26 protein-coding genes are annotated in these 24,670 nt (G+C 63.3%); 17 read left to right on the forward strand and 9 right to left on the reverse strand.

Annotated features, from left to right (window positions below; translation table 11 throughout):
* Positions 1-73: 73 nt before the first annotated feature.
* Together HTY61_RS01625 and HTY61_RS01630 are read left to right on the forward strand one after the other, a co-directional pair.
* Entirely contained in the window at positions 74-385 is a 312-nt protein-coding gene (locus HTY61_RS01625; protein WP_175278372.1) for a DUF2853 family protein, read from the forward strand.
* Between the two features lie 104 nt (positions 386-489).
* Complete coding sequence (locus HTY61_RS01630; RefSeq protein ID WP_175278373.1) at positions 490-1,284, forward strand: thymidylate synthase; 795 nt, start codon at positions 490-492, stop codon at positions 1,282-1,284.
* 30 nt (positions 1,285-1,314) lie between these two features.
* Here HTY61_RS01630 and HTY61_RS01635 read toward each other — a convergent pair whose 3' ends face one another.
* Genes HTY61_RS01635 through HTY61_RS01645 form a run of 3 tightly spaced genes read right to left on the reverse strand, consistent with a single transcriptional unit; the run spans position 1,315 to position 2,770 of the window.
* The gene (locus HTY61_RS01635) at positions 1,315-1,803 is read right to left on the reverse strand and encodes a DUF488 domain-containing protein (protein ID WP_343045204.1); all 489 of its coding nucleotides are present in this window, start codon (positions 1,801-1,803) and stop codon (positions 1,315-1,317) included.
* Positions 1,800-2,459, reverse strand: a complete 660-nt coding sequence (locus HTY61_RS01640) for a 5-formyltetrahydrofolate cyclo-ligase (protein WP_175275151.1) — start codon at positions 2,457-2,459, stop codon at positions 1,800-1,802. The genes HTY61_RS01635 and HTY61_RS01640 overlap by 4 nt, the downstream gene beginning before the upstream one ends.
* Entirely contained in the window at positions 2,456-2,770 is a 315-nt protein-coding gene (locus HTY61_RS01645) for a hypothetical protein (RefSeq protein ID WP_175275152.1), read from the reverse strand. The genes HTY61_RS01640 and HTY61_RS01645 overlap by 4 nt, the downstream gene beginning before the upstream one ends.
* Positions 2,771-2,890: 120 nt before the next feature.
* Between HTY61_RS01645 and HTY61_RS01650 the strand changes: the two genes are divergently transcribed.
* From HTY61_RS01650 to HTY61_RS01665, 4 genes are all read left to right on the forward strand, one after another.
* The gene (locus HTY61_RS01650; RefSeq protein ID WP_175275153.1) at positions 2,891-3,727 is read left to right on the forward strand and encodes a LysR family transcriptional regulator; all 837 of its coding nucleotides are present in this window, start codon (positions 2,891-2,893) and stop codon (positions 3,725-3,727) included.
* Between the two features lie 232 nt (positions 3,728-3,959).
* On the forward strand, positions 3,960-4,511 hold the full coding sequence (locus HTY61_RS01655; RefSeq protein WP_175275154.1) for a dihydrofolate reductase: 552 nt from the start codon (positions 3,960-3,962) through the stop codon (positions 4,509-4,511).
* A 201-nt stretch (positions 4,512-4,712) separates the two neighbouring features.
* On the forward strand, positions 4,713-5,105 hold the full coding sequence (gene ligA, locus HTY61_RS01660) for a protocatechuate 4,5-dioxygenase subunit alpha (RefSeq protein ID WP_246272892.1): 393 nt from the start codon (positions 4,713-4,715) through the stop codon (positions 5,103-5,105).
* Positions 5,105-5,953 carry a class III extradiol dioxygenase subunit beta gene (locus tag HTY61_RS01665; RefSeq protein WP_175275156.1) on the forward strand — a complete coding sequence of 283 codons (849 nt, stop codon included), beginning with the start codon at positions 5,105-5,107 and terminating at the stop codon, positions 5,951-5,953. Before ligA ends, HTY61_RS01665 begins: the two co-directional genes overlap by 1 nt.
* Before the next feature lie 53 nt (positions 5,954-6,006).
* Here HTY61_RS01665 and HTY61_RS01670 read toward each other — a convergent pair whose 3' ends face one another.
* Positions 6,007-8,112 carry a TRAP transporter permease gene (locus tag HTY61_RS01670; protein WP_175275157.1) on the reverse strand — a complete coding sequence of 702 codons (2,106 nt, stop codon included), beginning with the start codon at positions 8,110-8,112 and terminating at the stop codon, positions 6,007-6,009.
* Between the two features lie 130 nt (positions 8,113-8,242).
* On the reverse strand, positions 8,243-9,268 hold the full coding sequence (locus HTY61_RS01675; RefSeq protein ID WP_175275158.1) for a TAXI family TRAP transporter solute-binding subunit: 1,026 nt from the start codon (positions 9,266-9,268) through the stop codon (positions 8,243-8,245).
* Between the two features lie 313 nt (positions 9,269-9,581).
* Between HTY61_RS01675 and hflK the strand changes: the two genes are divergently transcribed.
* From hflK to HTY61_RS01695, 4 genes are all read left to right on the forward strand, one after another.
* Positions 9,582-10,688, forward strand: coding sequence for an FtsH protease activity modulator HflK (hflK, locus tag HTY61_RS01680; RefSeq protein ID WP_175275159.1), 1,107 nt, complete (start codon positions 9,582-9,584; stop codon positions 10,686-10,688).
* On the forward strand, positions 10,688-11,596 hold the full coding sequence (gene hflC, locus HTY61_RS01685) for a protease modulator HflC (protein ID WP_175275160.1): 909 nt from the start codon (positions 10,688-10,690) through the stop codon (positions 11,594-11,596). The genes hflK and hflC overlap by 1 nt, the downstream gene beginning before the upstream one ends.
* 12 nt (positions 11,597-11,608) lie before the next feature.
* On the forward strand, positions 11,609-11,797 hold the full coding sequence (locus HTY61_RS01690) for a DUF2065 domain-containing protein (protein ID WP_175275161.1): 189 nt from the start codon (positions 11,609-11,611) through the stop codon (positions 11,795-11,797).
* 144 nt (positions 11,798-11,941) lie between these two features.
* Positions 11,942-13,450 carry a Do family serine endopeptidase gene (locus HTY61_RS01695; protein WP_175275162.1) on the forward strand — a complete coding sequence of 503 codons (1,509 nt, stop codon included), beginning with the start codon at positions 11,942-11,944 and terminating at the stop codon, positions 13,448-13,450.
* Between the two features lie 36 nt (positions 13,451-13,486).
* On the opposite strand, the gene HTY61_RS01700 is transcribed toward HTY61_RS01695, so the two are convergent.
* Together HTY61_RS01700 and serB are read right to left on the reverse strand one after the other, a co-directional pair.
* Positions 13,487-14,053: a GNAT family N-acetyltransferase gene (locus HTY61_RS01700; protein WP_175275163.1), complete on the reverse strand. Its 567-nt coding sequence runs from the start codon at positions 14,051-14,053 to the stop codon at positions 13,487-13,489.
* Entirely contained in the window at positions 14,050-14,952 is a 903-nt protein-coding gene (gene serB / locus HTY61_RS01705) for a phosphoserine phosphatase SerB (RefSeq protein ID WP_175275164.1), read from the reverse strand. Before serB ends, HTY61_RS01700 begins: the two co-directional genes overlap by 4 nt.
* Positions 14,953-14,999: 47 nt before the next feature.
* On the opposite strand from serB, the gene miaA reads away from it, so the two are divergent.
* Complete coding sequence (miaA, locus tag HTY61_RS01710) at positions 15,000-15,881, forward strand: tRNA (adenosine(37)-N6)-dimethylallyltransferase MiaA (RefSeq protein ID WP_175275165.1); 882 nt, start codon at positions 15,000-15,002, stop codon at positions 15,879-15,881.
* A 130-nt stretch (positions 15,882-16,011) separates the two neighbouring features.
* The gene (locus HTY61_RS01715) at positions 16,012-16,773 is read left to right on the forward strand and encodes a GGDEF domain-containing protein (RefSeq protein ID WP_246272893.1); all 762 of its coding nucleotides are present in this window, start codon (positions 16,012-16,014) and stop codon (positions 16,771-16,773) included.
* Between the two features lie 78 nt (positions 16,774-16,851).
* Here HTY61_RS01715 and HTY61_RS01720 read toward each other — a convergent pair whose 3' ends face one another.
* Positions 16,852-18,789 (reverse strand): ATP-binding protein, encoded by a 1,938-nt coding sequence (locus HTY61_RS01720; RefSeq protein WP_197945346.1) that lies wholly within the window; start codon positions 18,787-18,789, stop codon positions 16,852-16,854.
* A gap of 337 nt (positions 18,790-19,126) precedes the next feature.
* On the opposite strand from HTY61_RS01720, the gene HTY61_RS01725 reads away from it, so the two are divergent.
* The 5 genes from HTY61_RS01725 (at position 19,127) to HTY61_RS01745 (ending at position 24,126) form a co-directional block, all read left to right on the forward strand.
* Positions 19,127-20,890, forward strand: coding sequence for an acetolactate synthase 3 large subunit (locus tag HTY61_RS01725; RefSeq protein ID WP_246272994.1), 1,764 nt, complete (start codon positions 19,127-19,129; stop codon positions 20,888-20,890).
* Positions 20,891-21,031: 141 nt separating this feature from the next.
* Complete coding sequence (gene ilvN, locus HTY61_RS01730) at positions 21,032-21,604, forward strand: acetolactate synthase small subunit (protein ID WP_175275169.1); 573 nt, start codon at positions 21,032-21,034, stop codon at positions 21,602-21,604.
* A 56-nt stretch (positions 21,605-21,660) separates the two neighbouring features.
* A complete protein-coding gene (locus tag HTY61_RS01735) occupies positions 21,661-22,788 on the forward strand; it encodes an ATP-dependent DNA helicase (RefSeq protein WP_175275170.1) in 1,128 nt (375 codons plus the stop codon).
* 61 nt (positions 22,789-22,849) lie between these two features.
* Entirely contained in the window at positions 22,850-23,113 is a 264-nt protein-coding gene (locus HTY61_RS01740) for a hypothetical protein (RefSeq protein ID WP_175275171.1), read from the forward strand.
* Positions 23,114-23,379: 266 nt separating this feature from the next.
* Complete coding sequence (locus HTY61_RS01745) at positions 23,380-24,126, forward strand: pyridoxine 5'-phosphate synthase (protein ID WP_175275172.1); 747 nt, start codon at positions 23,380-23,382, stop codon at positions 24,124-24,126.
* A gap of 3 nt (positions 24,127-24,129) precedes the next feature.
* Here the strand turns inward: HTY61_RS01745 and HTY61_RS01750 are convergent, their stop codons facing one another.
* Positions 24,130-24,561, reverse strand: coding sequence for a potassium channel family protein (locus tag HTY61_RS01750; protein ID WP_175275173.1), 432 nt, complete (start codon positions 24,559-24,561; stop codon positions 24,130-24,132).
* Between the last annotated feature and the right edge of the window lie 109 nt (positions 24,562-24,670).

Genomic DNA, 24,670 nt, shown 5'->3' on the forward strand with positions numbered 1-24,670 from the left:
AGTTTCGCCGATGGGGCGCAGCGCAGTCGACCGGGCCGGCATTTCCGGCATGTCGCGAACGAAGGAACAGGCAATGAGCGATTATCTCGATGATGTGAAGCGTTACGACCCCGGCGCGGATGCCGGCGTGGTCGACAAGATCGTCAAGCATCTGGGTATCGCATTGCGGAGCCGCGACTCGTCGCTGGTTTCGTGCTCCGACCCGAGCGAGCTTGCACGGGTGCGCGAGAAATGGTGCGAGAAGAAGCTCGGCTCAACCAACCAGGCCGGGGCCGACGAGGTGATTGCCCGCGTATGCGAGGAAATGAGCGGCGATCGCAACAAGAACCGCGTCACATTCTACTACCTGGTCGCAAAGTACATGGGCAAGCTCGGCGAGCTGTAGTCCGGCCGCGCCGGTTCTTCCGGCACCGGCGGCGCAAGCATTTTCTCCCGGAACAAGCGTTGGGCCGCGTGGACGCGCGTGCAGGAATCGTGTCATCTGACCTCATGCGACAATATCTCGACCTGATGCGCCATGTGCTGGAGAACGGAACCGACCGGGGCGACCGGACCGGGACCGGCACCCGTTCGGTGTTCGGTTACCAGATGCGCTTCGATCTAGCGGATGGTTTTCCGCTGCTCACGACGAAAAAGCTGCACATCCGTTCGATCATATACGAGCTTCTGTGGTTCCTGCGCGGTGACACGAACATCGCCTGGCTGAAGGAGAACGGCGTTTCCATATGGGACGAGTGGGCCGACGAGAACGGCGACCTGGGGCCGGTCTATGGCTACCAGTGGCGCTCGTGGCCTGCGCCGGACGGGCGGCATGTCGACCAGATCGGGAAGCTGGTCGATGGGATCCGGAAGAACCCGTTCTCGCGCCGGCACATCGTCTCGGCATGGAACCCGGCGCTTGTCGACGAAATGGCGCTGCCGCCGTGTCACTGCCTTTTCCAGTTCTACGTCGCAGACGGCAAATTGTCCTGCCAGCTCTACCAGCGCTCCGCGGACATCTTCCTCGGTGTGCCGTTCAACATCGCCTCCTACGCGCTGCTGACGCACATGCTGGCAGAACTGACGGGCTATGAGGCTGGAGATTTCGTTCACACGCTGGGCGACGCGCATCTCTATTCCAACCATTTCGAGCAGGCGGAAACGCAGCTTGCGCGAGAGCCGCGCGCCCTGCCGAAGCTGGCGATCAAGCGCAAGGCAAACGAGATCACCGATTTCACATTCGAGGATTTCGAGTTCACGGGCTACGACCCGCACCCCCATATCAAGGCCCCGGTGGCCGTCTAGCCCTTCCCGATACGCGGGGCGGATGCATGGTCAGCGATTATGGCGGGCACGGCCGAAAGCTCTGCCGTGGGCATCGGTGCCGGAGGATGCTTGAGGCGCGGCTTCCCACGGGCGCAGGAAGCAGGAAGGGTGTCCCGACCGTCCGGCAGCGGTTTCCTGTTCCCTCATCTTCTCTTCGAGATATTCCGCAAGTGCCACGGCGTTATTGTGCATCTCGTTTTTCGCGCCGTAGACCAGCGTGATCGGGCCTTCATCAAGTAGCCCGAGAATGCGAGATATCTCGTCCGGCATCCCGTCCAGTTCGCGAAAATAGGATGCGCGAAACCGGTCCCACTTTGCGGGGTCGTGCCCGAACCATCGCCGAAGTTCGTCGCTCGGCGCGATCTCCTTCGCCCATTCCGCGATCCGCAGGCGGTCCTGCGTCATGCCGCGGGGCCAGATACGGTCGACGAGAATGCGCCGCCCGTCGGAGACGCGCGCGGCACGATAGGCCCGCTTCGTGCGAATTCGCGCCGTCACTTCCTTTCCCATTGCCTGCCTTCGAGGATCATCCGGTCGAAGGGGATGTCGTGCGGCTGCGGGAAGATCGTGTCGATCTCCGCCGAGGGGTGACCAACCCCGACCGTCATCGGCCTGACGGGCAGGCTCGCAAGTGTGCGATCGTAGTACCCGCCGCCATAGCCGAGGCGGTATCCATCGCGGTCTGCGCCGACAACGGGCGAGACCACGATATCGGGAACCAGCCGTCGATCCTCGGCCGGTACGGGAATGTTCCAGATGCCGCGTTCCATTCGGCATTCGGGATGCCATTCGCGGAAAACGAGAGGCCGTCCCTTCGCGACGACGACGGGCAGCGCGACGCGGGCACCTTGCCCGTGGAGCGCAACCATCCAGCCGCGAAGGTCCGGCTCGCCCCGGAACGGCCAGTAGAGAGCGACTGCCGGACGCGAATAGGCAGCCGTCAGTCCGTCTAGAGCCTCGATGATTTTCTGTGCGGTGGCGATGCGCTCCTCCATGGGGACGGCGAGGCGCGCAGCGATCAGGCGTTCGCGCTCCGCCTTGCGCCAGCGGGCAACATCCGTTGCCGTCCGTTCGTCCACCATCTCGTAGCCGTTCGGTCCCTGCTGGAGCTCATGGGCAAAGCAGGGAGGCGATGAAAATGTCCCTTCGTTCATTGTGCCATTCCTTCGTTTGCCCGGGACCCGGCGCTCTCGGCCGTCGACCGGTCGCGGGATGTCTCTATCTCCACTATGCGCGCACAATTGCGCAGCAACAGCGCGGCGCGCGCATTGTCGTCGCATTCGAGGGCCAACTCGGCAAGAATCGCGGCAAGCGCATAGACAAGTGTCGCCGTACCGAAAACGGCCTCGAGTTCGCGGATCGGCGGCAGCAATGCGCCCACGCAGCCAGAGAGGCGCGGCGCCGGCTCGAAACCGGACCAGCAGATCAGGTCGACAATTTCTCCGGGGGACACGTCGGTTCGCATTTTCTCCTCCTCGGGAGAGGATCGCTTGCATCTGCACGGCATTGTCGCGTCCGACATTGAATTGGGAAAGCGAAATTAAATGCGATATCATATCGACAAATCCGATTGATAGATCGCGCCATGAACATCGAACACGCCAGGACCTTTCTCGCCGTTGCCGATACCGGCAGCTTTGTCGCCGCGGCCGAGCGATTGCACGTGACACAGTCGACGGTCAGCGCCCGGATCAGCGCGCTGGAAAAGACGCTCGGGGCGCAGCTGTTCGTGCGCAACCGATCCGGTGCGGTGCTGACGAATTCAGGCGGACGCTTCCTCAAACACGCCGGCCAGCTCGTGCGGACGATGGAACGGGCGCGCCAGGATATCGGCCTCCCGAAAAAATTTCGCAGCCGGGTGGTCATCGGCGGACGAATGGGCCTGTGGGACGGGGTGATGGTCGATTGGTTCGCCTCGTTGTCAACCGAGTATCCTTCCGTTTCCTTTCGCGCGGAAATCGGGTTCGAGCCCGATCTCATGCAGGGACTGGTCGAGGGACGCATCGATATCGGCGTCATGTACACCCCGCAGCGCCGACCCAATCTGGTCATGCGCCCCCTGCTCGACGAGCGCCTTGTCATGGTCACATCCGAGGCCGATCGCAGCCTGCGGCCCGAAGCCTATGTCCATGTCGACTGGGGCGCCGAGTTCGACAACCAGTTCAATGCGAGCTTTCCGGAATTCCCGGGGCCTGCCGTGACGGTCAATATCGGCTGGCTGGGGCTGCAGCTCCTGGCGAGAAACGGCGGCTGCGGCTATTTCCCCCGCCGCCTGGTCGAGGCGCAGCTGTCCGATCGCTCCCTGTTCGTCGTGCCCGGCACGCCGGAATTCGAACTTCCCGCCTGGGTCGTGGTCAGGGAGGACCGGAATGCGTCTCTTGTCGATCCGATGGTCGAGAGCCTGACAAGGGCGGTTGCCTGAAGGACAGCGAGGACTAGTGCGGCATCTTCGCGGTGCTGCTCATGGAAAAGTTGTCGGCGAAACGTGGCAGGGAGAGCTTCGGGGTTGCAACCGCTGCCGGATCCTCGCAAGGATTGGCGATCGACACTCCCTGCCACCGGTCAACAATGCACATTTCCGCGCACGATCTGCCGCTCCGCCGGGCCAGCCCGGAAAACGGCACCCGGTTTCCGCATCACGGGAGGACGATGACATGAGCAACTTTCAACCCGTCATATCCCTGGTGGTCGCTGTCGCGCGGAACGGCGTGATCGGCCGCGACGGCGACATGCCGTGGCGTCTTTCGTCGGATCTGAAGCGCTTCAAGCGGTTGACCATGGGCGCGCCGGTCATCATGGGGCGTCGGACTTTCGAAAGCATCGGCAAGCCGCTTCCCGGCCGGCTGAACATCGTTGTGACCCGCAATTACGACTGGACAGGCGAGGGTGTCGTGCGCGTCGGGTCGCTCGACGCGGCCGTGGAGTTCGCGACGGCCTATCTCGAAAGCGCCGAGCCGGATCCCGAAGATCCGGACGCACCGTTGGCCGACGAGATATTCGTAATCGGCGGTGGCGAAATCTATGCCCAGGCGATCGACATGGCCGACATGCTCCACGTGACGCATGTCGAGGCTGAGGTGGATGGAGACACGCATTTTCCGGCAATCGATCCGGATGCGTGGAAGGCGGTCGCCGAAGAGGATTGTCCGGCGGGCGAAAATGACAGCCACGCCATGCGTTTCGTCACCTACGAGCGGCAAGCGTAGCGCGCGCCAGCGGTGTTTCGGGGCGTATAAATTCTTTGCTCGAGTCTTTCATTTTGAGACCGGGGTCATTCCAATGGCCATATTATGCATTATTGAAGCACCATAAGCGGGCGGTGCCCAGCCGGGCGCCGGATCGCGTGACATTCCGGGAAGACCGGTTTCTTTGCCCGAACCAGGAGGAAAAGGAGACAGCCCTTGGGCATGAAAAAGGATTACGAGGATATCCCCGGCACCTTCGTGTTCGACGCGGACCGGTCCCGGGAAGGATATCACCTGAACCAGTTCTGCATATCGCTCGGCAAGCAGAAGAACCGGGACGCCTTCAAGGCCGATCCGGAAGGGTATCTCGACAAGTATCCGATGACGCCGGAGCAGCGTCAGGCGGTGCTCGATCGTGACTGGAACCGGCTGCTCGAGCTGGGCGGGAACATCTACTACACCTCGAAACTGGCCGCCTTCGACGGCATCAATTTCCAGAACCTGGCCGGGCTGATGACCGGCATGGGCGTCGAGGCCTATCGCGAAATGATGCTCAAGGGCGGACGCCCGATCGAGGGCAACCGATACAAATCCGAATGGGGAGAGGAAGAATAATGGCCCGTATCACCGCAGGCGTCGGCTGCTCCCACGTGCCCGCAATCGGCGTGGCGATGGACACCGGCATCACCGACCAGCCCTACTGGAAGCCGGTCTTCGACGGTTTCAAGAAATCGCGCGAATGGATGAAGGAAAACACGCCCGACGTGATCTTCCTCGTCTACAACGACCACTGCACGGCGTTCGACGCATCCTGCATCCCGACCTTTGCGCTCGGTTGCGCCGCAGAGTTCCAGCCGGCCGACGAGGGGTGGGGTCCGCGCCCGGTCCCGGTGGTGAAGAACCACCAGAAGCTGGCCAGCCATATCGCGCAGTCGCTGATCCTCGACGAGTTCGACATCACCATCATGAACGAGATGGAGGTCGATCACGGCCTGACCGTGCCGCTGTCGGTGATGTTCGGCGAACATGGCCCGGACGACGAGTGGCCGTCACTGGTCATCCCGCTCGCCGTCAATGTCGTGCAATACCCCGCGCCGACCGGCAACCGATGCTTCAATCTCGGCAAGGCGGTGCGCAAGGCTATCGAGAGCTATGACGAGGATCTGAACGTCATGGTGTTCGGTACGGGCGGCATGAGCCACCAGCTTCAATACAAGCGCGCCGGCCTGATCAATCCCGAATGGGACAAGCGTTTCCTCGATATGCTGACCGAGGATCCCGTCGGCCTGTCAAAGATGCCGCATGTGGAATATTTGCGCGAGGCAGGTTCCGAGGGCGTCGAAATGGTGATGTGGCACGTCATGCGCGGCGCCCTGAACGACGAGGTGAAGGAGATTCACCGTCACTACCATGTACCGGCGTCGAACACCGCCGTCGGGCACATCATCCTCGAAAACGTGTAGTCTCCATTCTCCCGAGACCTGTCGTCCGCCGGGAGACCGGCGGGCGGTTGCGCTCAGGCCGGCTCGGTGCGCACGCGCTTCTTCGCGATGTTCCACCCGAACACGGCGGCGAAGCCTGCCAGCGCGGCGATGTTGATCCAAAGTGCCGCGGGCCACATCAGCGCGGCGCCTACGGCCAGCGCAACCAGGCGTTCTGCAAGGTTCATGCGGTTTTCCCAATAGCCTTCTATCGCCGCGGCGACGGCCCACAGGCCAAAGGCCGCGAAGAAGAAAATTTCCAGCATCTGAGGCCAGTCGCCGGAGAGGAAAGGCGTGTAGGCGAACAGCAGCGGCACGAAATACAGCCCCTTGGCTATCTTCCAAGCCGCGAAACCGGTCTTCATCGGTGGACTGCCCGCGATGGCCGCACCGGTGAAAGCGGCGAGGCAGACCGGCGGCGTGACGTTGGAATCCTGGCTCAACCAGAAGATGATCATGTGCGCCGACAGAAGCGCCACGGCGAGGACTTCCGGCTGGAATGCCTGGTCGAACAGCAGCGACAGGCTTTCAAGCGGCAGGGCGGAGATCATCGCCCGTGCCTCCTCGAGCGGCATCGGCGCGGCGAGCGCGGCAAGCTTGTCCGGGGCGGCCAGCATGAAGATCGCCTTGGCGGTCTCAGGCAATTGCCCGGCGGCGAGCATCTCGGCGAGCTGCGACTGCAGGATCAGTTGGTAGAGCGCAGGGGCCGACAGGGTGCCGAGCACGATATAGGCTGCGGTCACCGGCAGCCCCATGCCGAGGACCAGCGAGGCAAGCGCGATCAGAACGAGCGCGAAGAGGAGCGATCCCTGAGACCATGTGGCGATCATGAGCGAGAAGGTGTTGCCGATTCCCGCCGTGGTGATGACATTTACAATCAGGCCAACCCCGCAAAGCAGGATGGCCGTCATGATCATGTTGCGGGCACCCAGTTCCAGTGCCTCGATGATGCGGCCCGGTCCCATGCGGTTCGGCGTCAGCCAGGAGGCGACGACGCAGGCGATGATGGCATAGCCGGCGGCGTAGGTCGGCGTGTAGCCACGAACGAGCAGAACGATCAGCAGCGCGACGGGGATGATGAAGGACGGGCCGCCGTTGCGGAACACAGTCCACAGGGCCGGGCCGTCGCTGTCGGCCAGCGCCGTGGCGTGGGACCGCTTCGCCTCGATGCGGACGAAGAAGGCGACGGTCAGGAAATAGAGAATCGCCGGCAGGACCGAGACTGCGACGATGGTGGTGTAGGGGATCTGGGTGAAACTCGCCATGACGAAGGCGCCGGCCCCCATGATCGGTGGCATGAGCTGGCCGCCGGTGGACGCGGCCGCCTCTACGCCGCCGGCAAACGTGGCCGGGAAGCCGGCGCGCTTCATCAGCGGGATGGTGATGACGCCGGTTGACGCCGTGTTGGCGATGGCGGAACCGGAAATCGTGCCGGTCAGCCCGCTCGACAGCACGGCGACGAAGCCCGGACCGCCGGTCATCCGTCCGGCGACGGCGCGCGATACGTCGACGATGAAATCTCCTGCGCCCGACTTCAGAAGGAAGGCGCCGAAGAGGATGAACATGAAGACGTAAGTGGACGAAATACGTGCAATGGTGCCGAACATGGCGTCGTCGCCATAGAGGGCGCGAAAGAGAATCGTTTCGACATGCAGTCCGCCGAAACGGAACACGCCGGGCACGTATTGCCCCCACCATGTGACATAGGACAGCGCCAGCACGACCAGAACCGGGATGATGAACCCGGTGGTGCGGCGGGTGAATTCGAGCACCCCCAGGATGCAGAGCACGCCGGCGAGCCAGTCGGACCAGACCAGGCGCACGCCGCGATCATAAATCGCGTTCTCCGCATTGATCACGTAGAGCGCGGCAGCCGCGACGGACGCGCCAAAGGCGATGTCGACGATCCGAGCGAGACGGGTGCGCGCCCAGTCGGCCTCGGCGAAGGGCGAGACGAGGACGCACAGCAGGACGAAGCCGGCGAAGTGAAAGCCGTTCTGGGCCAGTGTCGACACGTTGCCGACGGTGTTCATCCAGATGTGGGCCAGCGAGATGCCGACGGCCACGATCAGGGAAGCCATGCCCAGGCCACGGCGTTGGAGCCCCGGCAGGCGGGTTTGCGTCAGGGTCTCGGCGCGCATGGACTTGCCCCCGTCGTTGGGCCTGGTCGCGGAAGTGATGATGCTGGCAGGACCGGTGTTTCCGAAGTTGCCGCCGGGGGAGGGGCCCCCGGCGGGCATGAAGCGAAAAGGACCCGGGCTATGCCGGCCTCTACTGCGCCATCAGGTTATCGGGAATCTCGATCCCCTGCTCCTTGTAGAAGCGCGCCGCGCCCGGATGCAGCGGAACGGGAAGCCCGGCAATCGCCTTCTCGAGCGCCATCGCCTTCGTGGCCGGATGGATCGCCTGCAGGAAAGGCAGGTTCTCGTACATGGTCCGGGTGATCTGGTATACGTCATCCTCCGGAATGTCGGCGTGTGTGGCCAGGAAGTTCGGCTGCGCGATGGTGATCACGTCCTTGTCGAGGCCGGGATAGGTGCCCGCCGGAATGAGGTATTCGGTCCAAAGGTCCTTGCCCGAATTGGCCTTGTCGATCTGTTCCGGCGTGAAGCCAAGCAGCGTCACCTTGTCGCCGGCCGAAGAGAATAGTTGTGTGACTGCGGAAACCGGAACGCCAGCCGGCGTGCCCATGCCCACGGCCTTGCCGTTCTGCACCGCTTCGGCGCTCGGGCCGTAGCCGCCGTAGACGAGCTCGTAATCATTGTCGATGTCGATGCCGAAGCCGGCCAGGATCGTACGGTTGGAGCCGATCGTTCCCGAATTCTGCGAGCCGAGCGCCATGGCTTCGCCCTTGAGAGCCACCATGTCCTCAATGGTGCCGGTCTTAGCCTTGTCGCTGGCGATGACGAAATGCTCGACATTCTGCCACAGCATCGAGACCGAACGCAGGTGCTCCTGCGGGCCGTCGGCCTCCACCGGGCCGGTGCCCGTCCGTGCGTAGTAGCCGTAGAGACCCTGCAGGATGGCGAACTGGGCTTCCTTATCGCGGATCAGCTTGACGTTCTCGCCCGATCCTGCCGACGAGATGGCGGACATGCCGATCTTGTGGGTCGGTTCCAACTTGACCTTGGTGAGCGTCGCGATGGCAACGCCGACGGGGTAGTAGGTGCCGCCGGTCGAGGCGGTGGCGAGAATGTAGTTCTTGGGTTCCTGCGCATGGGCGCCGAAGCCCGCCGTGGCAGCCACCGAAAGCGTCGCCACCGCAGCCAGAATCTTGCGTCGTACCAAATTGACCATATGTTCCTCCCGGAATTGCAAAAGCCGGCCGACCAGCCCGGACGGACAGCGGCCGCAGGGCGGACATTAGTGAATAAAACTCATGCAAACGCAACCTCTTGCGCAAGTTTCCGGAGATATCACGAGTATCGTTCACAGGTCCGCTTGTTCCCGGAACGGCCAGTGTCGTAAATATCCCGGAAGGCATGGCGGCCGAACAAACGTGCGAATCGCCACGTTGCGCGTTGAAAGCGCGGAGACGCGTTCCTATAAAGAGATATGAAGCGCCGCCGGATGCGTAGTCCGGCGGTATTTGCCATTTGAGAGGAAATGAATGCCCTGGAGCAATCAGAATGGTGGCGGCGGCCCTTGGGGCGGCGGAGGTAACAATGGCGGTGGCCCATGGGGCCAAGGACCGTCGGGACCGCGCGGTCCGCAGCGCGGTGGCGGCGGCCAGCCGCCCGATCTCGAGGAGATCATCAAGAGGGGACAGGATCGGCTGAAGCGGGCCATGCCCGGCGGTGGCGGATTCAGCCCTGCGCTGTTCGGCCTGATCGGGATCGGCCTGCTGGTGCTGTATGGCCTGCAGGCGTTCTACCAGGTCGATACCGACGAGCGCGCGGTCGAACTGCTGTTCGGAAAGCCGAAGGCGGAACTGTCCACGCCCGGCCTGCATTTCCATTTCTGGCCGGTTGAGACCGTCGAGAAGGTGCCGATCGTCGAGAAGCAGGTCGCCATCGGAAAGGGCGGCACGGGTCTGATGCTGTCCGGCGACCAGAACATCGTCGACGTGCAGTTCGCCGTGCTCTACTCGGTCGTCGATCCGGCGTCCTACCTGTTCAACGTAGAATCTCCGGACGACATGGTGCGCCAGGTCGCCGAGAGCGCGATGCGCGAGATCGTCGGCCGCCGTCCGGCCCAGGACGTGTTCCGCGACGACCGTGCAGGTATCGCGACCGATGTGCGCGCGTCGATGCAGCAGACGCTCGACGGCTACGGCGCGGGCATCCAGGTCAACACGGTCTCCATCGAGGACGCGGCACCGCCGCGCGAAGTGGCGGACGCGTTCGAGGAGGTCCAGCGCGCCGAGCAGAACGAGGACCAGTTCCGCGAGGAAGCGAACCAGTACTCGAACAAGGTCCTCGGCGAGGCGCGAGGCGAGGCCGCACAGATACTCGAGGATGCATCCGCCTATGCGACGCGCGTCGTGCAGGAAGCCGAAGGTGAGGCGCAGCGTTTCATCTCCATCTACGAACAGTACCGGCTGGCTCCGGACGTGACGCGCAAGCGCCTGTACCTGGAAACGATGGAAAGCGTGCTCGCCGATTCGAACAAGGTCATTCTGGACGAGGGCGGAGGCGGGCAGGGCGTCGTGCCATACCTGCCGCTGCCCGAAGTCCAGAACCGCCGCACGACCACGTCGACGGGAGACGCACAGTGATGAATAGCAATCGACTGACAATTCTCGGCATCCTGGTCGCTGTCGTGCTCATGGCGGTCTATGCCTCGATCTTCGTGGTCAACGAGCGACAGCAGGCGATCGTGCTCCGCTTCGGTGAAATACAGGATGTGAAGACCGAGCCCGGCCTCTACTTCAAGGCGCCGTTCGCCTTCGCCGGTTTCGATACGGTCCAGATCATCGAGGACCGGGTGCTTCGCCTTGACCTCACCGACCAGCCGCCGGTGCAGGTTTCGGGCGGCCGCTTCTACGAGGTCGACGGCTTCCTGACTTTCAAGATCACGGATGCGCGCCGCTTCCGCGAAACGGTCTCCGGCGACCTGGACTCTGCAAAGTCGCGCCTGCGCACGCGCTTCGACGCCGCGCTCCGCCGCGTTTATGGCCTGCGCTCCTTCGAGGCGGCGCTGTCGGAAGAACGCGTCGAGATGATGGAGGAAGTGCGGGACCTCGTGCGCGACGACGCCCAGTCGCTGGGTCTTACCGTGCTGGACGTGCGTATCGTGCGCACCGACCTGACGGCAGAAGTGTCGCAGCAGACCTTCGACCGCATGCGGGCGGAACGCCTCGCCGAGGCCGAACGCATCCGTGCGCGCGGTCGCGAGGCTGCCCGGCGCATCCGCGCCATCGCCGATCGCCAGGTCATCGAGATCGTGTCCGAGGCACAGCGCGAGGCAGAGATCATCCGGGGCCGGGGCGATGCGGAACGAAACCGCATATTCGCCGACGCCTTCAACCGCGATCCGGAGTTCTTCGAATTCTACCGGTCGATGGCGGCCTATCAGAAGGCGCTCGAAAACTCCGACACGACGATGGTCCTGTCGCCGAACTCGGAGTTCTTCCGGTATTTCAAGAACGCGACCGGAGCCTCGCCCGGTGCGTCCGGGGAATAATCGGGCGCAGCGATGACGCTTTTCCTGACGGCCCTCGGTCTCATGCTTGTGATCGAGGGCTTCCTCTATGGCGGGATCCCGTCATTCGCGAAACGCATGGCGGAAATGCTTTTGCAGACGCCCGACGACGTGCTGCGCAAGGCCGGTCTGGCATCTGCCATCATCGGTCTGTGCCTGATCTGGATGGCGCGCGGGCTTTGAGCGCGCCGTTTCACAAAGCGGCCACGCTCGTCACTTATGCGTGAATTCGCCGTTGTGCGGCGCGTGATACGCCTTATGTTCATCGCCAGCCGGCAGCCAGGACAGGCCCCGGCCGCGCGCACATCATCTCACGGAGGAAGCCCGATGGCATTCGACTCACTGGCCCCGAAACTGTCGCGTCTCGTGCGCGCTGCCACGCTATCGCTGGCCGTGGCGGTTCCCGTTCTCGCGATGCCCGGAGGGCTTACCGTTCCGGCGCGTGCGCAGACGGGGCCGGCTTCCGTCGCGGACCTCTCGGAGAGACTGATCGATTCCGTCGTGAATATCTCAACCTCGCAGACCGTCGGCGGCGACGACGAGAACGTGCCGCGCCCGCAACTGCCCGACGGTTCGCCGTTCCAAGAATTTTTCGACGAGTTCTTCGAGAACCAGCCGAACGGCTCGTCGCCGCGCTCGCGCCAGGTGCAGTCTCTGGGGTCCGGCTTCGTTATCGACGCGTCCGGTATCATCGTGACCAACAATCACGTCATCGCCGATGCCGACGAAGTCAGCGTCAATTTCAACGATGGTACCAAGATAGACGCCGAAATCATCGGTCGCGATCCGAAAACCGATATCGCCGTGCTCCGAATCGATCCGGGCGACAAGGAACTGAAACCCGTGCCGTTCGGCGATTCCGAGGCCATACGGGTCGGTGACTGGGTGCTGGCCATCGGCAACCCGTTCGGACTCGGCGGCACAGTGACGATCGGCATCGTCTCCGCGATCGGCCGCGACATCCATTCGGGCCCGTATGACAATTTCATCCAGACGGATGCCGCGATCAACCGCGGCAATTCCGGAGGACCGCTGTTCAACATGGATGGCGAGGTCGTCGGCATCAACACGGCGATCATCTCGCCGTCGGGCGGGTCCATCGGCATCGGTTTCTCGATCCCGGCCGATCTGGCCAAGGGCGTCATCGATCAGCTCATCGAATACGGCGAGACCCGGCGCGGCTGGCTCGGGGTACGAATCCAGGCTGTCACGGACGAAATCGCAGAAAGCCTGGGCATGGACGAGGCGACCGGTGCGCTTGTCGCCGGCGTGGTCAAGGGCGGCCCGGTGGACGACGGCTCGATCGAGCCCGGCGACGTGATCGTCGAGTTCGACGGACGGAAGGTCGAAGACATGCGCGACCTGCCGCGCATCGTCGCGGACAGCCCTGTCGGCAAGGAAGTGGATGTCGTTGTCTATCGCAACGGCGGACGGCGCACGGTCAAGGTCACGCTCGGTCGGCTCGAGGACGGTGAGCAGCTCGCGATGGCGGAGAGCGGGGACAATGGAGCCGCTCCCCTGGACGAGAGCGAGACGATGGAATTGTTCGGCATGAAACTGGTCGAGCTGGACGAGGCGCAGCGCGAGGCGTTCGGGATCGACGAAAGCGTCGGGGACGGGGTTGTCATTCTCGAGGTCACGCCCGGTTCGGCAGCTGCCGAGAAAGGCATCCAGCCCGGCGAGGTCATTGTCGAGATCGCCCAGGAGACAGTCTCGTCGCCGCAGGACGTGGCCGAGGCGATCGAGGACCTGCGGGAAGAGAACCGCCGCAACGCGCTGCTCATGCTGGCGTCGAAGAGCGGCGAGCTGCGGTTCGCGACGATCCGGATCGACTGAGCGCGTATCGCCGGAATGGACCGACAAGGGCGGCTTTCAGCCGCCCTTTTTTCTTGCCCATTCGCCCGTCGTGAGGCGGTACAGGACATGGCGCCTGAGATGCGGATGGGTGTCGGGCACCTTCACATGGTCGAAGTCGGAGCCCATGACCCGCGACATGCCGATGCGCTCCATGACCGCGGTCGAACGACGGTTGTCGTGGACCGCGAAGGAAACGACTTCCGGCAGGTCGATTTCGGAAAAGGCAAATTCGAGCGCGGCCAGCGCGCCCTCGGTGGCGTAACCGTTGCCCCAGTGCCGTGCAGCCAGCCGCCAGCCGACTTCGATGGTTCCGGCCGGGAACTGCGGGGCGAGGTCGCCCTCGTGCAGGCCGCAGAAGCCGATGCACTCGCCGGTGTCGCGGAGTTCGGCGGCCGGGAAGACGAGCCGCTGACGCTGATCGCGCATCAATTGGTCGAAGAATGCGTCGGCCTGTTCACGCGTGCGTCGAAAGGGAAAGAATTCCATCACCTGCGGATCGGAGTTGATCTCGAAGAAGAGATCGCGGTCGCGCTCCTCCCACGGGCGCAGGACCAGCCGTTGCGTTTCGATGCGTGGCGTCACCGGACGAATTCGTCGCGGCGATAACCCTGGATATAAAGAAGCGCGGTCAGGTCGTTGTAATCGATGCGGATATCGGCCTGTTCCGCCACGGTCGGCTTGGCGTGCAGGGCAACGCCCGTTCCGGCGAGCCCGAGCATGGTCAGATCGTTGGCGCCGTCGCCGACGGCGATCGCTTCGGCTGGTGTGAGGCCAAGGCGTCCCGATATCTCGAGCAGTGCATCAGCCTTGGCCTGGCGACCGAGGATCGGCTCCGCGACCTTGCCCGTAAGCTTGCCGTCGGCCTGGACAAGGCGGTTGGCGCGGGTTTCCTGGAAGCCGATCATCTCGCCTATGCGGTCGGTGAAATCGACAAAGCCGCCGGACACGAGGGCGCACCAGGCGCCATTCGCCTTCATGGTGCGGACAAGCTCCGGACCGCCGGGCATAAGCTCGATGCGCGTGTCGATAACCTTCTCGATGATCGTGGCCGACAGTCCCTCGAGCAGGCCGACGCGCTCGCGCAGCGCGCTCTCGAAATCGATCTCGCCATTCATGGCGCGGGCGGTGATCGAGGCGACGTATTCTCCGACACCTGCCTCGTCGGCCAGTTCGTCCACACACTCCTGCCGGATCATGGTGGAATCCATGTCGGCAATCAGGATTTTCTTGCGGCGATCCCGTTCGGCGACGACCTGGACGGCACAGTCTATGTGCGCCTCGACAAAGCGCGCGGCGAGATCGGCGGAAAGCGCCTTCCGCTCGTCGTCGGCCAGTGGCTTCGGCGACGCGATGTCGGCTGCCTGTCCGGGATCGAGCCAGTCGAGCCGCGCATCCGGCAGCATGGCGGCAACGGCATTGACGGTTTCATCGCCCAGCGCGCCTTGCGCCGGATTGGCAATCAGGGTGACGAAAGTGTTCATGGGCGTTAGAAGCGCAATCTCTCGAAGCGAACGGAGGGGCGACTGGCGTGGATGAAATCCGGCACGCGGTGTTGATAGCCGGGCCGACGGCGAGCGGCAAGTCGGCGCTCGCGCTGAGAAAGGCCGAGGAGACCGGCGGCATCGTCGTCAATGCCGATTCCATGCAGGTCTACGACGTGTTGCGGGTGCTCACCGCGCGCCCGTGTGACGAGGAGATGGCACGCGTGCCGCACAGGCTATACGGACACGTGCATCCGGGCGAACAATACTCGACCGGCCGGTGGCTTGAGGATGTGCGCGCCGTGATGGCGGAAACGTCCCTCAACGGACGGCCACTGATATTCGTCGGCGGCACGGGGCTCTATTTTCGCGCCCTGACACAAGGACTTTCGCCGATGCCGGACATTCCGGCGCCGGTGCGGGAGCGATGGCGGTTGCGCCTTGGCGAGGAGGGGCCGGAAAGCCTGCACCGGATACTGAAGCGCGAAGACCCGGCGGCCGCGGCTGCCATCCGTCCGGGCGACGGGCAGCGCATCGTTCGCGCGCTGGAGGTGCTTGAAGCCTCGGGCAAGCCGATCTCGCACTGGCAGGCGCTGGCCGGAAAGGGGCTTGTCGACGGGGAGAGGGCGGAGCGCATCGTGCTGATGCCGGAGCGCGAGACACTCTACCGCACCATCGAGCGGCGGCTCGACCGAATGGTGGAGGAGGGCGCGATGGAGGAGGTGGAGGCGCTGCTTGCGCTCGACCTGGACCCGGCGATGCCCGCGATGAAGGCGATCGGGGTGCGCGAATTCGCTGCCGTGCTCGGCGGCGAGATGACGATGCCGGACGCGCTGGCGGCGGCGAAGACGGCAACCCGGCAATATGCCAAGCGGCAGATGACCTGGTTTCGCAACCAGTTCGGCGAGGGGTGGAAAGTGCAGGGCTGATGCCGGCGCGACCGGCGGTCGTTACAATTAGAGGTGATACCTTAACGTTGGGGCAATCATCGCCCGCTACCCTTCCCCTACTGGTTGGTGGGTTGTGAAAATGAGGCTTCATCGTTCGGAAAAGGCCTTCGTGGCCTTTCTAGTCTTGCTCGCGGGGGCGGCAGGTTCCGCCTTCTGGGCCAATTACTCCATATCGGGCCAGGTCGACGGCATGGCGGACCCGGAAATCGCGTCCGCGCTTTCCGGCGGCATCATGGCGATGCGCATTTCGCTGCTGATGCTTCTGGTGGCCGTGATCGCGGGCTTGCTGTATTTCCTGCCGTTGATCAGGCGCCAGGCGCGCGAATATCTGAGCCTGCGCCAGCTGACGGAGTCACTGACGATGAAGTCGGCGACATTCCAGCAGGCGGCGCTGACTGATCCGATGACCGGACTCCAGAACCGGCGCTATTTCGACGATGCGCTGGCGCAGTACATGGAGGAATTCTCCCGCATCGAGCGACCTCTCGGCATCATGATTGTCGACATCGACCACTTCAAGTCGATCAATGACACCTACGGTCATGACGTCGGTGACGAGGTGATAAAGGGACTCGCGAACACCATTCGCGAATATACGCGGTATCACGATATCGCGGCCCGGATCGGCGGCGAGGAATTCGCGGTGGTCGCGCCGAATGTCGATGTCGAGAACCTGGACAAGATGGCCAACCGGCTGCGGCTCGCCGTATCCGACCTGGTCTTCAACATCGGCAATGTGCGGTTGCGGATCACGGTATCGATCGGCATCGCGATCTGGGACGGCAAGGAGCCAGCATCGTCGCTTTACAAGCGCGCCGACACCAGCCTCTACAACGCGAAGCGCTCCGGCCGGAACCGCGTCTGCGCCTGAGAAGACATCTCCCTGGAAAACGACCGACAGCCGCCCGCGCCCTTCGACAGGTCGCGGGCGGCCAATTTCTGGCCGGTCCTACTTCCGGAAACGGTTGATCAGGTTCCGCGTCTTGCGGGCTTCTTCGGGGCCGAGCGCCGCCTCGGGCGCGGGAGGCCGGGTGAAGCGGTCCCGGCGCAGCGATGATTCCTCGCGGAACAGACCGGCGATCTCTTCCTTCTTCGGTCGCGTGAAGACCGGCGGCTGGTGCGCGGCAATCTGCGGTGCGGGAATGCTGGGCCGCTGTTCGCCGACGATCTGTTCGCCGAGGGGCTGCTTGACGCCCATCGTGCCGGTGACCTCCTCCTCGCCGGTGCCACGCGGATACCGCATCTTCTCGATGACATCCGGAACGTCGACGGCCCCTTCGCCGGACTGCATCTGGGCCTGTTCGTCGTATAGATGGTTGCCAGGAAGTCTTTCCGTGCGCACAGTCTCGAACATCATGCGCATCGGCGTGGAGACGCCCTGACCGAAGGCGATGGCTTCGCGGTTGGCCAGCGACGGCAGGAAATTGATGGCCGAGCGCGACGATCCGGAGATCGCCTTGCGCATGATCTCCTGGTCGCGCTCGTTGCCGAGGCGCATGGAGAAGAAGGTGTTGCACTGCGACAGGATCGTCTCGTCCAGTTCGCCGGGGCGCTGGGTGACGATGCCGAGATAGACACCGTACTTTCGTCCTTCCTTGGCGATACGCGCGATCGCGGCACGGGTCGGCGCGAAGCCGGCACTCGTATCTGCCGGGATGTAGCGGTGCGCTTCCTCGCAGACAACCAGCGTCTGGATCTTCGACTGGCTCCAGATCGCCAGATCGAAGGCGAGGCGGCAGAGCACCGAGGCGACGGAGTTGACCACTTCCGAAGGCATGCCGCTCATCTGGAAGGCGGTGATCGGCTTGCCGTGGGCCGGTACGCGATACAGCGTCGACACCACCTCGTTCATGTTGTCCTCGATGGACTTGCGCGCGAACATGAAGCGGTAGCGTGGATCCGCCACGGCAGCCTCGATGCGATTCTTCAGCGCCTTCAGGTAGGGTCGTTCGTTGCGGCCCTCGAGCATGCCGATCCGTTCGTCGATCAGGCGAACCAGGTCCGAGATGCGGTATGGAACGGGCGTGTCGGAGGTGATCGACGTTGTCTCCGACGTCTTGCGAAGGCTCGGCTGGTCGCCGCCCTTGAACTGCATCTTGGCCAGAGGGATCAGTTCGCGCAGCGCATCGACCTCTTCGGGAATGGCCGGACGGCCACGGAACAGCACTTCGGCGAACTCCTCCAGCCGGAACAGCCAGAAGGGAAGATCGAGATCCCGGTCGTTGATGGTGATGGCCAGGTCAGGGAAGGCACTGGAGAACTCGTTGTGTGGGTCGAGGATCAGGATGCGCACGTCCGGGCGCGCCTCGACAATCTTGCGCAGGAGCAACGTCACCGCCGTGGACTTGCCGACACCGGTCGTGCCCACCACGGCGAAGTGCCGCGAAATCAGGCTGTCGATGGAGATCAGCGCGGGAATCTCCGTGTTCTGCGACAGGCAGCCGACGGGAACGGCGCGCGCGTCCTCGTTCTCGTAGATTGCGGCGAGGTCCTTGGCGCGGATGCGGTGCGCCACGGCGCCGAGGTGCGGATAGGTGGAAATGCCGCCGGAAAAGTCGACATTGCCCTCTTCGTCCTCGGTGATCTCGCCGACGAGCTCGACGTGAATCTGGATGTTGTTGCGACCGTCAGCGTTCCATTCCGGAACCTCGGTTCCGGTGTCGACCTTGTAGAGCATGCCGACTACGCGATTGTTGCCGACCCGGATGGAGATCAGCTGGCCGACAGCCCAGTAATCGATCGGATCGGTGCGCCCCGGCCCGACGGACGCGGCAATGATCGCCTGCGTGCCATCGCAGTAGACGACATGACCCTGGCTGCGATAGCGGTAGTCGTCATTTTCTTTCGTGGCGGATGTAGAAATTTCTTCAGCTTGCACTTCAGACATCAGACTTTCCCAGCCCATTGACCGGCATATACTGGTCGTATGAAGTTAAGGAATGGCTACGGAAATGCCGCCACTTGACGCCGCGGTGACGCAGCCATATGGTTCGCCACCATGACTATGACCCTTATCGTAGTACGACCGCGCATGGGCAGGGCGATGTAATCGCCCGGCGGCAAGCACCCATGCGCGGAAAACACAAGGCTCCTTACGGGGCCTTTTTTATTGCACCTCTCCTCCAAACACAGCATTAGGTCTCAAGCCCGAAAAAGGGCATACAGACGTCGAAGACGGGAACAGTACGATGAATGCGAAAGCAAAGTCCGGCGACAAGCGGGAAATGACCGGCGCCGAAATGGTCATCCAGGCGTTCAGGGACAACGGGGTCGAGCACATCTTCGGCTATCCCGGCGGCGCCGTACTCCCGATCTATGACGAGCTGTTCCAGCAGGACGACGTCAAGCACATACTGGTGCGCCATGAGCAGGGCGCGGGCCACGCCGCGGAAGGCTACGCCCGCTCGACCGGAAAGCCCGGCGTCATGCTGGTGACATCCGGTCCCGGCGCAACCAACGCGGTCACACCGCTGCAGGACGCGCTGATGGACTCCATCCCGCTGGTCTGCATCACCGGGCAGGTGCCGACGACGCTGATCGGCTCCGATGCGTTCCAGGAGTGCGATACCGTCGGTATCACCCGGCCCTGCACCAAGCACAACTGGCTGGTCAAATCGGTGGAGGACCTGCCGCGCATCCTGCACGAGGCATTCCGCGTCGCGACGACCGGCCGGCCCGGGCCAGTGGTGGTCGATATCCCGAAGGACGTCCAGTTCGCCAAGGGCACCTATCACGGCCCGGAAGTCGCCTTCCAGAGGACGAGCTACCAGCCCCGGATGTCCGGCGACGAGACGCTCATCAAGCAGGCCGTCGCGCTGCTGACCTCTGCGAAACGGCCAATCATCTATTCCGGCGGCGGCGTCATCAATTCCGGTCCGGAGGCGAGCAAGCTGCTGCGCGAACTGGTGGAACTCAGCGGTTTCCCGATCACCTCGACCTTGACCGGGCTGGGCGCCTATCCCGCCAGCGGCAAGAACTGGCTCGGCATGCTGGGCATGCACGGAACCTACGAAGCCAACATGGCGATGCATGACTGCGACGTGATGCTGAATATCGGCGCACGTTTTGACGACCGGATCACCGGCCGGGTCGACAAGTTCGCGCCGAAGGCGAAGATCATCCATATCGACATCGATCCCTCGTCGATCAACAAGATCATCCGTACCGATCTCGGGATCATCGGCGACGTCGCCCACGTGCTGGAGGACCTCGTCCGCATCTGGCGCGCTTCCGGAGGTGTCCAGGACAAGCCGGCGCTTGCCGAATGGTGGGAGCAGATCGACCGGTGGAAGGCGCGCAATTCGCTCGCCTACAAGGCGCATGATGATGTCATCATGCCGCAATACGCGATCCAGCGCCTCAAGGAAGCAAGCCTGCGGTCGGGCAAGGAAACCTTCATCACCACCGAGGTCGGGCAGCACCAGATGTGGGCGGCGCAGTTCTTCGGCTTCGAGGAGCCCAACCACTGGATGACATCGGGCGGTCTGGGCACGATGGGATACGGCCTCCCGGCGGCGCTCGGCGTGCAGGTCGCGCATCCCGATGCCCTTGTCGTCGATATCGCGGGCGACGCATCGGTGCTGATGACGATCCAGGAGATGTCGGCGGCGGTGCAGCACAATGCGCCGATCAAGATATTCATCCTGAACAACCAGTACATGGGCATGGTGCGCCAGTGGCAGCAGCTGCTGCACGGCAACCGCCTGTCGCATTCCTACACCGAGGCACTGCCGGATTTCGTCAAGCTGGCCGAAGCCTACGGATGCGTCGGTATCCGTGCCGAGAAGCCGGAGGAACTCGACGATGCGCTCGACGCCATGATCGCGTCGGACAAACCGGTGATCTTCGATTGCCGGGTCGCCAATCTCGCCAATTGCTTCCCGATGATCCCGTCGGGCAAGGCGCACAACGAAATGCTGCTGCCCGACGAAGCGACGGACGAGGCCGTGGCGAACGCGATCGGAACGGAAGGGAAGGCGCTGGTCTAGGCGCCCTCCCGTTGCCATGCAGACGAACCCGAACGGACTTCCCGACGATGCGCCACCCGCGCCGGCAGCCGCGTTTCGCGGCCGCCCGGCCGATTGCATCGAACCATCCAGGAATTCACCCATCGCCCAAGGGAGACACCCATGAACAAAGTCGCCAAACAGCCGGCGTCGGCCTATTTCATAGCCAAGGAAACGGAGCGGCCCGAAAAGCGCACGCTATCGGTCGTGGTCGACAACGAGCCGGGCGTGCTGGCGCGCGTCATCGGACTGTTCTCGGGCCGGGGCTACAATATCGAGAGCCTTACGGTCTCGGAGACCGAGCACGAGAAGCACCTGTCGCGCATCACCATCGTGACGCGCGGCACGCCGCACGTCCTGGAGCAGATCAAGGCGCAGCTCGAGCGCATCGTGCCGGTTCACCGGGTCGTCGACCTGACCGTGATGGCGCACGAACGCGGGCACGAGAAGCCGCTCGAGCGCGAGCTTGCCCTTGTCAAGGTCTCGGGCAAGGGCGATCACCGCGTTGAGGCGCTGCGGCTGGCGGACGCCTTCAAGGCGACGGTGATCGACGCCAATGTCGAGCACTTCGTTTTCGAAGTCACGGGCCGGACGTCGAAGATCGAACAGTTCATCGCGACCATGGCGCCGCTCGGCCTTGTGGAGGTCTGTCGCACGGGCGTTGCCGCGATGGGCCGCGGACCGGAAGGGATGTGACGGCACGGTCGCGATTCCGCATGGCGGCCGGGCGGCGAATCCCCTAGACAGGGCGCATGAAATTCTCTCCGCAACAGGACGAAGCGCTCCGGGCCGTGGCGCAATGGTTGAAGGACGGCGACCGTCAGCTGTTCAGGCTGTTCGGCTACGCCGGCACGGGCAAGACGACGCTGGCGCGCCACTTCGCCGAACATGTCGACGGGCAGGTGCAGTTCGCCGCCTTTACTGGCAAGGCCGCGCAGGTGCTGCGTGCCAAGGGCGCGTCCAATGCGAAGACCATCCATTCGCTGATCTATCGTCCTCGCGGCGAGGAGGCAGTGGAGGACGAGACGACCGGCCGAACCTCGATCGCGCCGACCTTCTCGCTCAACCGTCAGAGCGACATAGCCAAGGCCAAGCTCGTCATCGTCGACGAGTGCTCGATGGTTGACGAGCAGCTCGGCCGCGACCTGATGAGCTTCGGCACCCCGATCCTGGTGCTCGGCGATCCGGGCCAGTTGCCGCCCATTTCCGGCGGTGGCTTCTTCACCGAGCACGAACCGGATTTCCTGCTTACCGAGATACATCGCCAGGCGGCCGAAAACCCGATCATCCGGCTGGCGATGGATGTACGCGCCGGCAAGGAGATCATGTATGGCGACTATGGCACGACGCAGGTGATCCCCAAGAACGAGGTGGACGCCGATCTCGTGCTGGCCGCGGACCAGGTGCTGGTCGGAATCAATCGCACGCGCAGGCGCTACAATCAGCGCTTGCGGGAACTGAAGGGCTTCACGGCAGCCTATCCGCAGGCCGGCGACAAGCTGGTGTGCCTGCGCAACGACCCGGCCAAGGGACTGCTCAACGGCTCGCTGTGGAAGGTGATGACCGCAGCCAAGGAGACGGTGAAACCGGGAATAAACCTGCTCGTCTCCCCGGATGATGGCGACGCTGATCGCGGCGCTGCCAAGATCAAGCTGCTGAAGGCCGCCTTCGATGCGCCGGAGGATGAAATTCCCTGGCAGACCAGGAAGCGCTACGACGATTTCGACTATGGCTATGCGCTCACCGTGCACAAGGCGCAGGGTTCGCAGTGGGACGATGTCGTATTGTTCGACGAAAGTTACGCATTTCGCGACATGCGCAGCCGCTGGCTGTACACGGGGATAACCCGCGCGGCAAATACGCTTGTAATCGTTAAGTGAATTAAAACAATTGATGCCCAATATTTGGGGGATAAGTATTGGGGTGTCTCAGGCGAATAAATTGTCCATCTGCGTAACACTTTCCCTGCTTATGTTGCAGGCGGCAACTGTTGATCCGGTGCAGGCCATGGCCAGCCTTGATGCGGGTCTGGTGTCTCGCCTGGATTTCGATCTCCTGCTCCGCGCCATTTTTGTCTGGATCGGTTTTGTCGTGTTCTGCGTCGCCGTCTTCACCTACCGCCGGAATGACGACGCGCAGAAGGAAGGATTCGAGGCCGAGTACCAGAAGAAGCTCGAAATCATGCGCAAGGGCAGCCATGACTAGGGCAGGTCCTCGTCCGGCCGGGCAGAGACGGCGCGCTACCGGTTCCTGAAATTTGCGTTCGAGGCGTCGCCCGGCTTCATGCGCAAGCCGGGTTGCTTCACCGGTGACGACGGCGCGCTGCGCCGCCAGTCCACATGGCCATTTCTGCGACCGTCGCGTGCGTGTTCCGGGAAGGCCTGCAGGCAAGGAATTTTCTCGTCGGCGGGTTCCCAAAAACCGGCTGATGCAATAGGCCTCAACCGTTCGACAGATCGGGTGAGAAACGCATGCCTGCAAAGCTTTCCGTGAACCTCAATGCCATCGCCATGCTGCGCAACCGGCGCGACCTGCCGTGGCCGAGCGTTACCGGGCTGGGGCGAATCGCGCTTGCCGCCGGCGCGCACGGGCTGACCGTGCATCCGCGGCCCGACCAGCGCCATATCCGCTTCTCGGACCTGCCGGAGATCCGTGCCCTGATCGACGACGAGTTTCCGCAGGCCGAGTTCAACATCGAAGGCTATCCGACCGACGCGTTCCTAGCGCTCGTCGAGGCGAACGAGCCGGACCAGGTGACGCTGGTGCCGGACGATCCGGCACAGGCGACGTCGGACCACGGATGGGATTTTCTCGGGCAGGGAGGTTTCCTGCGCGATTGCGTCCAGCGCCTGAAGGCGAAGGGTATGCGGGTTTCGCTTTTCGCCGATCCCGATGCCGGCGAAAAGGGCATGCAGGCGGCGAAGGATACCGGCGCCGACCGGGTGGAACTCTATACCGGCCCCTACGGTGCCTGTTACGACGATCCGAAGGCTGCGGCCGAACAGATCGCCATGCTCGGCGAAACGGCCGATGCGGCGCATGGATTCGGCCTTGCCATCAATGCCGGTCATGACCTGACTGTCGAGAACCTGCCCCCGCTGGTGGACCGCATACCGTATCTCGCCGAGGTCTCGATCGGTCACGGGCTGACGGCCGACGCGCTGATCCACGGCATGGACGCCACCGTGAAACGCTTCCTGGATGCGTGCGGCAACTAGCGATCAGAAATGCTCGCCGGCCTTGAACGGGCCGACGCGCATGGAGGCTGCCACGAGATAGGCCGTCGACCATCCGATCAGCAGGAAGCCGTTCACGCTTTCCAGCCCCGCGAGAAGGCGCCACTGCTCGCCGGTGACGACATCGCCGTAACCGACCGTCGAGAAGGTCGAGGACGAGAAGTAGAGGGCGGTCTCGAACGAGTCGAAGACGTCGAGGACAAGATAGGCTGCCGCCCACAGCCAGACTTCCACCGTGAGCACGGCGAATATGCCCAGAACGACCGAATTCATCGCCAGCATTCGGCTTCTGTGAGCCTGCAGCCGCACCTTGCCGGTCAGCCAGTTCATGCCGCGCGTCACCCAGATCAGGCCGAAAGTGTGGATCACGACGGTCAGGGAGATAATCAGCGTGCCAATAACCAGATTTGCCAGCATGTCGGTTCCTGTTCGGCGGTCTCGCGAATCGTCCCGCAGCCGCGATTCTGGTTCGAAAACGGTTCGCAAACCGATAAAATGCCGCGTTGTTCGTGCTTCGGAGGCAACA

The organism is Oricola thermophila (assembly GCF_013358405.1).
Classification (GTDB): domain Bacteria; phylum Pseudomonadota; class Alphaproteobacteria; order Rhizobiales; family Rhizobiaceae; genus Oricola; species Oricola thermophila.